At 74.3% G+C, this 12978-nt stretch carries 11 protein-coding genes; 8 read left to right on the top strand and 3 right to left on the bottom strand.

The window, feature by feature from the left end; all coding sequences use genetic code 11:
- The first annotated feature begins 268 nt into the window (after positions 1 to 268).
- The 3 genes from ACIHCL_RS11030 (at position 269) to ACIHCL_RS11020 (ending at position 2942) form a co-directional block, all read left to right on the top strand.
- Positions 269 to 1255 (top strand): alpha/beta fold hydrolase, encoded by a 987-nt coding sequence (locus tag ACIHCL_RS11030; RefSeq protein ID WP_399859681.1) that lies wholly within the window; start codon positions 269 to 271, stop codon positions 1253 to 1255.
- A 323-nt stretch (positions 1256 to 1578) separates the two neighbouring features.
- The gene (locus ACIHCL_RS11025) at positions 1579 to 2316 is read left to right on the top strand and encodes a hypothetical protein (RefSeq protein WP_399859679.1); all 738 of its coding nucleotides are present in this window, start codon (positions 1579 to 1581) and stop codon (positions 2314 to 2316) included.
- Positions 2313 to 2942 (top strand): hypothetical protein, encoded by a 630-nt coding sequence (locus ACIHCL_RS11020; protein WP_399859678.1) that lies wholly within the window; start codon positions 2313 to 2315, stop codon positions 2940 to 2942. The genes ACIHCL_RS11025 and ACIHCL_RS11020 overlap by 4 nt, the downstream gene beginning before the upstream one ends.
- 48 nt (positions 2943 to 2990) lie before the next feature.
- Here the strand turns inward: ACIHCL_RS11020 and ACIHCL_RS11015 are convergent, their stop codons facing one another.
- Positions 2991 to 4766: a protein kinase gene (locus ACIHCL_RS11015; RefSeq protein ID WP_399859676.1), complete on the bottom strand. Its 1776-nt coding sequence runs from the start codon at positions 4764 to 4766 to the stop codon at positions 2991 to 2993.
- A gap of 211 nt (positions 4767 to 4977) precedes the next feature.
- Between ACIHCL_RS11015 and ACIHCL_RS11010 the strand changes: the two genes are divergently transcribed.
- Both ACIHCL_RS11010 and ACIHCL_RS11005 read left to right on the top strand, forming a co-directional pair.
- Positions 4978 to 5673, top strand: a complete 696-nt coding sequence (locus tag ACIHCL_RS11010; protein WP_399859673.1) for a ribonuclease H — start codon at positions 4978 to 4980, stop codon at positions 5671 to 5673.
- 215 nt (positions 5674 to 5888) lie between these two features.
- Complete coding sequence (locus ACIHCL_RS11005; RefSeq protein WP_399859670.1) at positions 5889 to 6620, top strand: CDP-alcohol phosphatidyltransferase family protein; 732 nt, start codon at positions 5889 to 5891, stop codon at positions 6618 to 6620.
- Here the strand turns inward: ACIHCL_RS11005 and ACIHCL_RS11000 are convergent.
- Positions 6586 to 7035 (bottom strand): adenylyltransferase/cytidyltransferase family protein, encoded by a 450-nt coding sequence (locus ACIHCL_RS11000; RefSeq protein ID WP_399859668.1) that lies wholly within the window; start codon positions 7033 to 7035, stop codon positions 6586 to 6588. The two genes, ACIHCL_RS11005 and ACIHCL_RS11000, sit on opposite strands and share 35 nt — an antisense overlap.
- 207 nt (positions 7036 to 7242) lie before the next feature.
- Between ACIHCL_RS11000 and ACIHCL_RS10995 the strand changes: the two genes are divergently transcribed.
- The 3 genes from ACIHCL_RS10995 to ACIHCL_RS10985 are packed head-to-tail and all read left to right on the top strand — an operon-like array spanning position 7243 to position 11428.
- Positions 7243 to 8508: a glycosyltransferase gene (locus ACIHCL_RS10995; protein ID WP_399859665.1), complete on the top strand. Its 1266-nt coding sequence runs from the start codon at positions 7243 to 7245 to the stop codon at positions 8506 to 8508.
- Positions 8505 to 10187, top strand: a complete 1683-nt coding sequence (locus ACIHCL_RS10990; protein ID WP_399859664.1) for a lipopolysaccharide biosynthesis protein — start codon at positions 8505 to 8507, stop codon at positions 10185 to 10187. Before ACIHCL_RS10995 ends, ACIHCL_RS10990 begins: the two co-directional genes overlap by 4 nt.
- Entirely contained in the window at positions 10184 to 11428 is a 1245-nt protein-coding gene (locus ACIHCL_RS10985; RefSeq protein WP_399859661.1) for a hypothetical protein, read from the top strand. Before ACIHCL_RS10990 ends, ACIHCL_RS10985 begins: the two co-directional genes overlap by 4 nt.
- On the opposite strand, the gene ACIHCL_RS10980 is transcribed toward ACIHCL_RS10985, so the two are convergent.
- Positions 11397 to 12905: a hypothetical protein gene (locus tag ACIHCL_RS10980; protein WP_399859658.1), complete on the bottom strand. Its 1509-nt coding sequence runs from the start codon at positions 12903 to 12905 to the stop codon at positions 11397 to 11399. The genes ACIHCL_RS10985 and ACIHCL_RS10980 overlap by 32 nt on opposite strands.
- Positions 12906 to 12978 lie beyond the last annotated feature (73 nt).

Here is a 12978-nt window from a genome sequence, read left to right as displayed (position 1 = left end):
GGGCGACCGGGGGGAGAACGGCCCGGGAGCCCGGGAGCCGGGCGCGGCGGTGCGGACCGCGGCGGGGCGTGACGCGGAGCGGACGGGATCAGAGGGGAGCGGGGCAGCGGGCCCGAGCAGGCGTTCCGGGGCGCTCCGGCCTTGCCGCGCCGCCGCTCACCCGGACGGTCGGCCGGTTTCACTCCGACGCTTTCCGCGTCGCGCCGATCCGGGCGAACCCCGGGAACGCTGGGTTCACCAACCGCTCCCCGACGAAGAGAGATCAGCAATGACCGCCTCACCCCTCCCCGCCTCGCGCACACGGACGGCCGGGCGGACCGTCGCCGCGGCCCTGGCGACGGCCGCCCTCGCCGCACCTGCCGCACCCGCCGCGGCCGCCGATCCGGCGGGCGACAAACCCACCGTGGTGCTGGTGCACGGAGCGTTCGCCGACGCCTCGGGCTGGAACGGCGTGGCGGAACGCCTGCGGGGCGACGGCTACCGGGTCGTGGCCCCGGCCAATCCGCTGCGCGGGCTCGCCGGGGACTCGGCGCGTCTGGCCGGTGAGCTGAAGCGTGTCCAGGGCCCGATCGTGCTGGTCGGCCACTCCTACGGCGGAGCGGTGATCAGCACCGCCGCGGCGGGGAACGCACAGGTGAAATCGCTGGTGTTCCTGTCCGCGTTCATGCCGGACAAGGGGGAGTCGCTGAGCGAGCTGGGGGCGAGGTTCCCCGGCGGACTGCTGAACTCCGCCCTGAAACCGAAGTCGTTCAAGAGGGCCGACGGCACGGAGGGCACCGACCTGTACATCCATCCCGACAGGTTCCGCGACGTCCTCGCGGCCGACCTGCCACAGGACACCGCGGCACGGCTGGCCTCCGCCCAACGTCCCCTCAGCGGCGACGCGTTCACGGACAAGGCGACCGCCGCCGCCTGGAAGACCATCCCGTCCTGGGCACTCGTCGCCACCCGGGACAGGGCCGTGGTCCCGGAACTGGCCCGTTTCGAGGCCCGGCGTGCCAACGCGCACACCGTCGAGGTCGACGCCTCCCACAGCACGCCGATGTCGCACCCCGACGCCGTCGCCGACCTCATCCGGCAGGCGGCGGGCGGGCAGAGCCCCGACACCTCGGCCCTGGCCTCGATGGGCACCAGCACCCTGGTCCTGGCCGGTCTCGGCGGACTGGCGGGCCTGGCCGCCCTGACCGGCGTGGGCGTCGTCGCGGCGTCCCGTCGACGCCGCGCAGCCGAGGGCGGCCCCGGCCCGGCCCTCTGACCCCTGCCCGCCGGCCACGGGCCGGGCCCGCCCTCGGTGGCGCGGTGTCCGGAACGCGCGACGGGCCGGAGCCGGCCCGGAGCCACGGCCTACGGGTCCCGGCGCGGGAGGTCCGCCCGCCCGGCCGACCGCGGCCCTGACGAGGACGGCCGAGGCACCACGACGGTCCCGGCCGGGCCCGCGTCCCCGGATCCGGTGAGTACGGTGCGCGACGGGGCCTCACCGGGGCCGGGAGAGCCCTGGTGAGGCCCCGTCGGGTGGTGTGGATCACGGACAGGCCCTGGACGCCACGTGTAAGGTCCGGCGGGGCCTTTCGTGGCCCCGTGACCGGCGACGACCAGGGGCGGACAGTGCGGCAGAGGGCCTACGGGCAGGTGATGCGGGCCGTCGCCTGCCTGTTGATGGCGTGGCAGGTCTGGATGGTCTGGTACATCGCCAGTCACGAGGCGGTGGGCGTGGAATGGACCTGTGACGGGACCGGCGGCTGCGCCAGCAACCAGTTCGCATCGGCGGCCCCGATCGTCGGGCTGGGCTCGGCCGTCGTCCTCGGCCTGATGTCCGCCCGGTTCCTGCACCGTGCCACGCCCGGCGCGATGGTCGTGCTCAGCGCGGTCGGCGCCATCGCGGGCTGGTACGACGCGCTGGCGGAGGGCCAGGTGGACCACGACTCCACCACCTCCTTCCACCTCTTCTTCCCGTTCGCGGAGTTCTCCGTCTCCGCGTGGCTGACCTTCCTCTGGACCGTCGCCGGGGCGGGCTGCCTCGCCGCCTGGTGGGGCGCCGCCGTGAGCCTGCGCCGCACGGCGGGACTGCGCCGCCTCTCACGCCGCTACCACACCGCCGACGCGGTGCTGGAGGGCTGGCGGTCGGCGGGCGGCGGGTACGGCGAGGTCATGGTGGTGTTCGACGACGCCACCGGGGTGCGCCACCGGGTCCCCGTCGTGGTGGAACGCATCGCCCTGCGACGCGAGGTCCGCGCCGTGTACGACGCCGACCGCCCCGACGACCCCGCCCGCACCAGGGTCGCCGTCTCCCGCCGAAAGGGCCTGAAGCTCGTATGAACCGACCGCTGTCCTCCCTCCGCAGGTTCGTCACCGCGCTCGGTCTGCTGTCCGTGGTCGCCGCAGGGCTCGCGTTCACCGCGCTCGTGCACGGTGCCCTCTTCGGCCCCCGCTGGCTCCTGCTGATCGGTCTCCCCGCGAGCGCCCTGGCCCTGGTGGTGTTCGGCAAGGTGGGCGAGCCCGCGCAGTCGGACGTCGTGGCCCGCGGACTGCGCCCCGGCGGCCCGCGGGCCTTCGCCCCCGCCCTGGTCCACGGAGTGAAGGCGGTGGACAGGGAGACCGGTCGGCCCGTGCTCGACGGGCGTTCGCTGGAATCCGTCTTCGCCTTCGACCTGACCGTGGTGCCCGACGGCCTGCCCGTGTACCGGGTCCAGGTCCATCACCCCCTCGACGTGCAGGGGCTGCTCCACCGGTCCAGAGGGGTCGTCGAGTACGACCCCGAGCAGCCCTGGCGGGTCGTCATCCCCGACAACCCGCCGCGCGCGTGGCTGGCCCGCGCGAACGGCGTCACCCCGCCCGCCGTGGTGGAGCAGCACGTCGGCGGGGCACCGGCCGGTCTGCGGATCTTCGTGGGGAGCGTGGTCTTCGCGGCCGTCCTGCTGGTCCTGGTACGCGTGCTGGGCTGAGCCCGCCGCGCGGAGCGGGCGCGGGCCGCGGCCGGTGGGCCGGGCCCGTCAGCCGCCGCGCGGGTACCGCGCGAGCACCGTGCCGCGCACGTCGGCCCGCAGATACGCGCCGCCGTACTCGTCGGAGACGTAGAAGCTGAAGGTCGGCTGGTAGCCGTCGAACGGCGAGGCAGGGTCGACATCCACGTAGTGATTGGTGGGCTTGGTGATGTGCAGTTCCTTGTCCGCACGGCGGATCAGCGCCGGGAGCGCGTCCCAGTCGAACTTCTTCAGATCCACCGCCTTGTCCTTCGGCATGAGCGTGCCGCCGGCCCGGTCACGGGTCACCTCGCCGTCCCGGTACGTGTAGACGTCGTACAGGTTCGCGTCGGTCTTCACCGGGGCCTCGATCCGCGCGAGGTCCTCGTACAGCGTGAAGGAAGTGACCCGGCTGCTGCCCGTGACCCGTTCGAGCGCGGCGATGACGGACCGGGCCCCGTCCGGCGTCAACAGGTTCCCCTTCCCCGCCTCGTCCGTCTCCGCCGCGCCCTTCGCCTCGTCCTTCTTCTTCGCCGGGCCGGCGGACGGGGTGCCCGAGGGACGGGCCGGGGCGGATGCCGTGCCGGCGGTGGCGCCGGTGTCCGAGGTGGCGCCGGTGCCAGGGGTGGGCAGCAGCGCCCACACGAGGGCACCGGTCAGGGCGGTTCCCGCGAGAGCCGCCGAGATCGCCGCGGCCCGGCCCCGGCGCACCCGGCGGCGGACCTCGTGCTCGCCCAACGGCGCGGGCCGCGGCGGCTCGGGTGCGGCGGCGGGTGCGGGGAGCACGGTCGTCGGGCCGTTCGGCCCATGACCGGGCGGCACGGCGTCCTGCGGTGTGCTCGGTGCGTGACGCGGCGGTACCGAGTCACGTACCGCCGCGGAGGGGCTCTGCGGCGGTACGGGGCTCCGGGGCGGGGCCGCGGGCCCGCCCAGCGGCTCGTCCACCGGGGCAACCGGCTCGTCCGCCGGCTCGGCGACCGCCGCGAGCATCCGGTCCAGTTCCTCCGCGCCCGGCCGTGCGGCTGTGTCCCGGGTCAGCACGGTGCTCAGCACCGGGGCCAGCGCTCCGGCCTGCCGGGGCGGCGGGATCTCCTCGTCGAGCACGGCGGCCAGCGTGGCCAACGTGCTCGCCTTGCGCAGCGGATGCCGGCCCTCGACGGCCACGTACAGCATCATGGCCAGCGACCACAGGTCCGACGAGGGATCGCCCTCCTCACCGCGGATCCGCTCGGGTGCCATGTAGTCGGGCGAGCCGATCACGGAGCCGGTCGTCGTCAGACTGGTGGACTCGCGGATCGCGGCGATGCCGAAGTCCGTGAGCACCGGGCTGCCGTCCGGGCGCAGCAGTACGTTGGCGGGCTTGACGTCTCGGTGGTGGATGCCTGCGGCGTGGGCGGCACGCAGCGCCGAAAGCACCCCGCGGCCGATCCGGGCGGCCTCCGCGGGGGCGAGCGGGCCCTCGGCGAGACGTTCCGCCAGCGACATGCCCGGAACCAGCTCCATCACGATCCACGGGTAGGCGTGGTCGCCGCCGTCGACGATGTGATGGACCGTGACCACACCGGGGTGATCGAGGCGGGCCAGCGCCCGCGCCTCGCGCAGCACCCGCTCGCGCAGCAGCCGGGCCGCGCCCGGGTCGTTCTCCATGAGCGCCGGATCCGGGGGCCGTACCTCCTTGAGCGCCACATCGCGGCGCAGCGCCAGGTCGCGGGCCCGCCACACCATGCCCATGCCCCCGCTGCCGAGCCTGTGCACCAGCTCGAAACGGTCGTCGATCACACGGCGCGCAGGCCCCCCGGCGTTCATGGGGCAGAGCCTACGGGGCGCGGACCAGGTGCCGCGCACCCACCCCGTGCGTCCAGGCGCCGCCGCCAGGTGCGTGCCGCGGCGGCGCGATCCCGAGGCGCCCTCGCCGTGAGCGCATCGCGCCGGGCCTCGCCGCGCGGGACCGGGCGAGAGGCGCCGCCGTACGCCGGGGGAGGAGGGGAGGGCGCCGTGCGCTGGCATGATCGGGGACATGAACGAGAGCATCATCGCCGCGTGTGACGGCGCATCGAAGGGCAATCCCGGACCCGCCGCCTGGGCGTGGGTCGTGGCCGATGCGCAAGGACGGCCGCGGCGCTGGGAAGCGGGCCCGCTGGGCACCGCCACCAACAACGTCGCCGAACTCACCGCGCTGCGCGAACTGCTGGAGTCGACGGAACCGGCCGTCGCGATCGAGGTGCGGATGGACTCGCAATACGCGATGAACGCGGTGACGAAGTGGCTCCCGGGGTGGAAGCGCAACGGATGGAAGACATCGGCCGGGAAGCCGGTGGCCAACCGCGAGCTGGTGATGCGCATCGACGAACTGCTCCAGGACCGGTCCGTGAGGTTCGTCCACGTCGCCGCGCACCGGGTGGACGGCGACCCGCTGAACGCCCTCGCCGACCAGGCGGCGAGCGAGGCGGCGGCGAGCCAGCGGCCGGACGGCACGGCGCACGGCGCCACCGGGTTCCCGTCCCCCGCCCCCGCGCGGGCGACCGAGGGACGGAGCGGACGCACCCCGGCGCGGAAGGCGTCCGGCACGGCCCGCTCCGGGCGCTCCGGCGGCACCATCCGGGCCAGGTACGCGGGCCGCTGCCACTGCGGAAAGCCGTACGCGGCACAGGAGATGATCGCGAAGTCCCCGAACGGCTGGGGCCACCCGGAGTGCCGCACCGAGTCCTCCTGAGCACCGGAGGACCCGCCGGGGGAGCCCGTCGCCCGGGTCCCCCGGACGCGGGCTCCGGCTCGGCGACGGGCCCGCACCGGTCGCTCGCCGCAGGACGCGGATCTCCCGGCCGGTGCCGTCGACTCCCCGCGCGCGCCGTGCCCCGCGTGCCATGATGCGGGCGGGATGGCGGTACCGCGGACCTCCGCCGGTGCCGGAGACACGCTGGGGGGCGTATGGGAGGCACGGGTACGGTCCTGCGCGAGCTGCGCGGCGCGCAGAAGACGGCCAAGGGGGTGTCGCTGTACTCGCGCCACGTGAACCGGCCGTTGGGCCGGCTGTTCGCGGCGGGCGCCTTCCGTATGGGGCTGACACCCAATCAAGTAACCCTGATCAGCGCACTGTTCACCTTCGCCTCCATCGCCTCGGTGGCGCTCTCCCGGCCGTCCTGGGAACTGGGGGCCATGGTGTACGCGGGGCTCGTGATCGGCTTCGCGCTCGACTCGGCCGACGGCCAGCTGGCCAGGCTGACCGGACGGGGCGGCCCGGACGGCGAATGGCTGGACCACGTCGTGGACTGCGCCAAGATGATCCTGGTGCACACCGGGGTGCTGATCTCGTTCTGGCGGTTCTTCGACCTCCCGTCCGAGGGATGGCTGCTCCTGCCTCCGGGCTTCCTGTTCGCCGCCGTGCTGACCTTCTGCGCCGGGCTGCTGCGCGAACAACTGGGCCGGGCGGCGGGCCGGTCCGAGGCGGGCGGCGGCGCCCCGGGCCGGATCTCCCGCGTACGGGCCGTGGCGCTGCTGCCCGCCGACTACGGGGTGTTCTGCCTGGTGTTCCTGTTGCTGGGCGACCAGACCGCGTTCCGCCTCGGATACGCGGCGCTCGGTGCCGTGCACGCCCTCTTCCTGGCGCTGTTCCTCGTCAAGTGGTTCAGGGAGCTGAGAGCGTTCCGGGCTCCGGACTGACCAGCGTGTCCAGCACCCGGCGCAGCTGGGTGCTGGAGGTGTGCACGGTGTACGGGAAGTAGACGACGTCGACGCCGACCTCGGCGAAGTCGCGCTCCAGCCGTTTGCCCTTCTCCGTGTCCCGCCAGTCGTCCCCCTTGAAGATGACGTCGAACCTGACCTGGCGCCAGGTCTCGACCTTGTCGGGCACGGTCTCGACGAACGCGGCATCCACATAGCGGACGCTGCGCACGATCTCCAGCCGCTCCCGCAGCGGGATCACCGGCTCGTGGCCCTTGGCGCGTGCGGCCATCTCGTCCGAGACGACCCCCGCGACGAGGTAGTCGCAGCGGTTGCGGGCGTGCCGCAGGATGTTGAGGTGCCCTATGTGGAAGAGGTCGTAGACCCCCGGCGCGTAGCCGACCCTGTACACCATCCGTTCTCTCCCCCCACGGTGAACACGATCTTCCGTTCCCGTGGTGGTCGCTCGGGCGTGCCGCCCGGTGCCACGGGAATCCGGTATCGGTGTTGATGGAGCAACGACCTTACTGTGAAGAACAGTTGCTCATCCCGTGAACGGATAAGCTCGCTTTTGGGAGTGTTCCACGGGGCACGGAGACATCCGGGGGGAAGGCGAACACCCATGTCCGAAACCGACGGTCATCCAGCGTGGGAGGGCCGCACACTGCTGGTCGTCTCGACGAACTACGCGCCGGAGGAGACGGGGATCGGCCCCTACGCCGCTCAACTGGCAGAGCACTGGGCCGCGTCCGGGGCCGAGACCCATGTGCTGACCGGGATGCCGCACTACCCGGCATGGCGGACCGAGGAAGGCTACCGCGGTGTGTGGCGGGTCACCGAGCGGCGGGCCGGAGTCCTCGTCCACCGGCGCAGACACTATGTGCCGTCCCGCCAGACCGCATTACGCAGGGGCGCGTTCGAGGCATCGGTGCTCGCCCACGGCCTGCTGCCGCCGGCCGTTCCGCGCCCGCCGGACGCGGTGGTCTCCCAGATGCCCAGCCTCGCCGGCGGTGTCCTCGGGGCCCGGCTGGCCCATCGCCACCGCGTCCCGTACCTGCCGGTGGTGCAGGACCTGATGGGGGCCGCCGCCGAGCAGAGCGGGATCAGGGGCGGCGGCCGGGCGGCGGCGGTCGCCGCGGCGGCCGAATCCCACGTGCTGCGCCGCGCCGCCCTCGTCGGGGTCATCCACGAGAGCTTCGTCCCGCGCGTCGCCGGGTACGGCGTGGACCCCGGCCGCATCCGCGTCGTGCCCAACTGGTCGCACGTACCGGTACCCTCGGCCGACCGGCGGGCCACCCGGGCGCGGCTCGGCTGGGACGAGGACGTCCCCGTGATCCTGCACTCCGGCAACATGGGGCTCAAACAGGGCCTGGAGGTCCTCGTGGACGCGGCACGCCTCGCCCCGGACGTCCGCGTCGTGCTCATGGGTGACGGGAGCAGGCGCGGGGCGCTGCGCGAGCGCGCGGCCGGCCTGCGCAACCTCGACTTCCTGCCGCCCGCCGACGCCCGCGACTTCACCGACGTCCTCGCCGCCGCCGACGTCCTCGCCGTGACACAGCGGGCGTCCGTGCTCGACATGAGCGTCCCGTCCAAACTCACCTCCTACTTCGTCTCCGGCCGCCCGGTCGTCGCCTCGGTCGCCGAAGGGGGAGGCACCGCCCAGGAGGTCCAGCGGTCCGGGGCGGGCGTCCTCGTCGCCCCCGAGGACCCCGCCGCGCTGCTGTCGGCCGTACGCGAACTCGTCGAGGCACCCGCGCGGGCCGCCGCCCTCGGTGCCAACGGACCGCGCCACGTCGCCAGGCACCTGGGCCGGGAGGCCGCCCTGGCCCGCTTCGACGCCCTGCTCACCGAGGCCCTCGCGGACGCACAAGGGAGACCACGCCGATGACCCACCCGATCCGCGCCCTGGACGACCAGGACGAACCGGAACTGCTGCGGGACCAGTTCCGCCAGCTGCTGCGCTACCGGACGCTGCTCGCCACGGGCGTGGCCGCCGGGCTGCTCGGCGGCGGCTGGCTCGCCCTGAGCGGCGAGAAGAGCTACACCTCGACCGGCGAGGTGGTCGTGCGCTCCGCCACCTCCGACCCCTTCGCCGCGGGCGCCTCCGCCGACAAGGGGATCAACATCGGCTCCGAACGGCAGACCGCGGTCAGCGACACCGTCGGCACACTGGCCGCCAGGACTCTCGCCCGGGGCGGCGACCCGGTCCAGGCGAGACCGCTGCTGAAGGGCCTCCAGGTCACCAACCCGCCGAACACCCTCGTGCTCCGCTTCGCCTACACCGGCCGCAGCCCCGACCAGGCGCGGGCACGGGCCCAGTCCCTCGCCGACGCCTACCTGGAGATCCGCCGGCAGCGCACCGAGAACAGCATCGCCAACATGGTCGACGGCTACCGCGCCCAGCTCGCCCCGCTCACCGAACAGCGCGACCAACTGGCGGGGCAGGCCGCGGGCAGCGGTGAGGCGGCCGGTGCCCGGGCCGGCCTCCTGGTGACCATCTCCGAACTCAACCGCAAGATCTCCGAGTTGCGCGCCCTGGACACCACCCCCGGCTATGTGACGAAGCAACCGGCCGAGCCCACCGGCCCCAGCGGCGCGGGGCTGCCCCTGCTGCTGGGACTCGGCGGTGTCGTCGGGCTCGCCCTGGGACTGCTGCTGTCCTGGGTGCGGCTGGTCTTCGACCCGGCCGTGCGCTCCACCCGGGAACTCGTCCGCTCGCTCGGCGCCCCCCTGCTCGGCACCCTCCCGAGGGAACGGGCGCCGTCGGGCACCCTGCTCGCCGTCGGCCGCGGCGGGAGCCGGCTCGCCGAGGAGTACCGGGCGGTCGCCTTCCGGCTCGCCTACGACCCCTCGTTCGCCCGGCGCCGCAAACTCCTGGTCACGGCACCGCGCGGGGACGGCGGCGCGGCCGTGGCCGCCGCGGCCAACCTGGCCGCCGCCTTCGCCGAGATGGGACGGGACGTCATCCTGCTCGAAGCCGATCTGCGCGCCCCTTCCCTGGCCGCGGACCTCGGCCCGGCCGTGCAGGGGCCCGGGCCCGGCCGCATGACGCGAGGCCCGCTGCCCTGGCCCTCAGACAGCCGGATGAACGTGGACGTGCCCGGGTCGGGAGCCTTCACCCTGATCGCGGGACGGCGGACGGACAACGTGGCACGCGCCCTGACCTCCGTACCGGTGGGCCGCATCACCGACGAGGCGGACCGGCCGGGCGCCGTCGTCGTCGTACCGGCCCCGCCGGTGCTCTCGTACGCCGACGCCGTCGCCCTGATCGACCGGGTGCCGGGCGTCCTGGTGGTCTGCGACGCGCGGGAGGTCCACCGCAGCGACCTGGAACGGATCCGCGAGATCGTCGAGGCGGCCGGCGGCACCGTCCTCGGCGCCCTGCTGCACCCCGCCCGGACCCGCCGCGAACGCCGGGCCCGCGAGAAGGCCGCCCGGCGCCGCACGCCGGCCGAACGGTCCGGCCCCGCACCGGGCCGCGGCGGACGCAACGGCCCCGAGCACGCCGGCGATCCGGCCGACACACTGGGCCTGCGCGCCTTCGACCCCACCGCGGGACGCGGATGAGGGCACGCGCCGCGATCGTCTGCTCGGTCGCGGACCAGGGCGTGGCGGCACTCACCAACATCCTGGTGCTGGTGGTGGCCGCCCGGCTCTCCACCGCCGCCGAATTCGCCCGGTTCTCGGCGGTCTACCTCGTCTTCACGGTGCTGCTGGGCGTGTCCGGCGCCCACACCGGGCAACCGCTGGTGCTGCGGCGCGGCGGAGGCGACGAGGTGCGCGGCGCCTGCCGGTCGGCACTCGCCTTCACCCTGCTCGCCGCCGCCGCGCTGGGCCTCCCGCTCGCCGCCGTCTGCCTGCCGCTGCCCGGGGCCACCGCCCGCGCCCTGGCGGTGCTGGGGCTCGTCCTGCCGGTGGTGCTCGGACAGGACGCCGCGCGCTACGCCTTCTCCACCCTCCACCTGCCCCACCTCGCCCTGGCGGGCGACACCCTCAGACTGGTCTGCGCGCTCGGCGCGCTCGCCGCACAGCCCCACGGCACCCCGGCCGCCCGGCTCGTCCTCGTCTGGGGCCTGTCCGCACTGCCCGCCCTGCTGTTCTCGGCCGTGCTGCTGCACCGCACCACGGCCGGAACCCCGTCCCGGCCCGGAGAACTGCTGCGACGCGGCCACCTCGGGCGGCGCTTCGTGGTGGAGTTCGGGGTGGGGAACGCCACCGGTCAGCTGTCCGTGCTCGGCCTCGGCGCCGTCGGCGACCCGCTGGTCGTCGGGGCCCTGCGCGGCGCGACCACCCTCTTCGGGCCGCTGAACGTGCTGTTCGGCTCGGCCACCGGGTTCGGCCCGCCGCTGCTCGGGCGGCTCCCCTCGGCCCGCCACCGGGTCCGCGCCACGGCGGTACTCGCCGCCGTGCTGGCCGGGACCGCCGTGCTCTGGGCCACCGCGTCGGCCCTGCTGCCGGACGGAGCCGGCCGCAGGCTGCTCGGCGACACCTGGCCCGCCGCCGCGGCGCTGCTCCCGGCGACCGGCAGCCAGTACGCGGCGATGGCCGTCGGCACCTGCGGGCTGCTGGCGCTGCGCACGCTCGACCCCCGCACCACCCTCCCCGTCCAGGTGGTGTTCTCGCTCGTCACCGTCGTGTTCCTCACCGGCGGCTACGCACTCGGCGGGATTCCGGGCGCGGCCTGGGGCCTGTGCCTGGGGTCCGTCTGCAAGGCGGCTGCCACCTGGACCAGGGTGGCACGGCTGCGTCGCCGCGCCGTCGCGTCACCCGGCCCCCTCAGCGCGGGCGACGCGCGGCCCGGCCCCTGACACCGGCGACCAGCAGCAGGCAGAGCACCGCGATCGCCGGCTTCCCCATGGCCTGCAGCAGCGGGCCGCGCAACAGGATGAAGGCGTACCCTGCGACCAGCGGCACGACGACGGCCGCCGCCCCGCCGGGCCCGGCCCCGGAAACCGCACGCGCGTAGCGCCGGTCGGTGCGCGCGGCGGCGTACCCGATCAACGCGAACCCCCCGGCCATGCCTATCACCCCGAAATCCACCCAGAGCTCGGCCCACAGCGGCGCCGACAGGTTGGTCATGCTCATCCCCATCCACTGGCCGACCCGCACCCCCGTGTCCTCCGGCTTGCCGCTCCACACCGACCGGGGCACGAAGAACAGGGCGGAGCCCGCCAGTTGGTGGCCGTAGGTGTGGCCTCGGGAGCCGACCCAGGTGACGGTGTTGGCCACCATCACCGTCTGGTCGTAGTCCTTCGTGGCCAGCGGCTCGAACACCGACGACGACTCGATCGGCCGGTACCCCGCGCTCTCGTAGCGGAAGCGGTCCGCGTACGGGAACAGCACCAGCGCCCCGGCCACCCCCAGCGCCAGCACCGACCGGTGCATCGCCGAACTGCTCGGGAACACGGTGAACAACAACGACACCAGGACCGTCAGGAACCAGTAACGAGCGTTGGACACCGGGTTGTTGACGACCGCGTTGAGCACCGCCAGCGCACCCCACACCAGCACCGTCGACGGAGTGCGCCGGGCCCGGCGCGACGTCACCAGCCGACGGGAGTAGAGGAGCAGCGCGAGCAGGGCGGGCACCGTCCCGAAGCCCTTGAGGAGCGCCGGACCCACGTGGGAGCCGTCCGACCCGACCCCGCTGAACGCCACCGACGCGCTGATCTCCTGGCGGCTGCTGAAGAAGATCGCGGGCCCGCCGAGCCGCACGACGTAGTAGCCGCTCGCCGCGAACGCCAGCAGCACCAGCAGCCTGAGCCGCGCCCGTTGAGCGGAGGACGGATCCCGCTCGGGACGCGCCGCGAACCGCTCGCGCAGCGGACGCCTCGACGCCAGCAGCGCCCCGAGATCGAAAGCGATGCAGCCGACCAGGACCAGGGCGACGGCCGTCACCAGATCGGAACGCGGGCCGACCAGCGGGGTGGGGGTCTGCCCGATCACCGCCTGCGCGAACGGCGCCACCCCCATCGCGATGTACACGAACATCCAGAAGACGCCCTGCAGCAGCCGCCGCCGGGTGGACAGGATCATGGTGCCGAGCCGGGCACCCGCGTAGCACGTCAGCACGAGCTGCAACCAGTACGCGGTGTCACGGACACCGCTGCCCGGCTGCCCGGCGATCACCGCCGGCAGGAAGCACACCAGCGCGAGCACGAGGGGGACGGCGAGCGCGCGCGACAGCATCGCCCACGACATAGGCTTCGCCGTCGGCCGGACCCGGCTTTCCGGACCGTGTTCCGGCACGGGTGCGGACGGCTCCGTCTCGTGCGCGGACGTCATGGGCTCCCCGTTCCACCGACCGTGAACACTCTAACGAATCAACCCGGTTGAAGGATCGGGGCGACTATTCTGT

It is taken from the genome of Streptomyces sp. NPDC052042 (assembly GCF_044548345.1).
Lineage (GTDB): Bacteria > Actinomycetota > Actinomycetes > Streptomycetales > Streptomycetaceae > Streptomyces.
Note: the sequence above shows the minus strand (reverse complement) of the source record. Positions and strands in the feature narration are given on the sequence as shown.

Bases quoted from the DNA above. Each gene is read 5' to 3' on its own strand.
- ACIHCL_RS11030 (WP_399859681.1), top strand. From the start codon at position 269: ATGACCGCCTCACCCCTCCCCGCCTCGCGCACACGGACGGCCGGGCGG.
- ACIHCL_RS11020 (WP_399859678.1), top strand. From the start codon at position 2,313: ATGAACCGACCGCTGTCCTCCCTCCGCAGGTTCGTCACCGCGCTCGGT.
- ACIHCL_RS11015 (WP_399859676.1), bottom strand. From the start codon at position 4,766: ATGAACGCCGGGGGGCCTGCGCGCCGTGTGATCGACGACCGTTTCGAG.
- ACIHCL_RS11010 (WP_399859673.1), top strand. From the start codon at position 4,978: ATGAACGAGAGCATCATCGCCGCGTGTGACGGCGCATCGAAGGGCAAT.
- ACIHCL_RS11005 (WP_399859670.1), top strand. From the start codon at position 5,889: ATGGGAGGCACGGGTACGGTCCTGCGCGAGCTGCGCGGCGCGCAGAAG.
- ACIHCL_RS11000 (WP_399859668.1), bottom strand. From the start codon at position 7,035: ATGGTGTACAGGGTCGGCTACGCGCCGGGGGTCTACGACCTCTTCCAC.
- ACIHCL_RS10995 (WP_399859665.1), top strand. From the start codon at position 7,243: ATGTCCGAAACCGACGGTCATCCAGCGTGGGAGGGCCGCACACTGCTG.
- ACIHCL_RS10990 (WP_399859664.1), top strand. From the start codon at position 8,505: ATGACCCACCCGATCCGCGCCCTGGACGACCAGGACGAACCGGAACTG.
- ACIHCL_RS10985 (WP_399859661.1), top strand. From the start codon at position 10,184: ATGAGGGCACGCGCCGCGATCGTCTGCTCGGTCGCGGACCAGGGCGTG.
- ACIHCL_RS10980 (WP_399859658.1), bottom strand. From the start codon at position 12,905: ATGACGTCCGCGCACGAGACGGAGCCGTCCGCACCCGTGCCGGAACAC.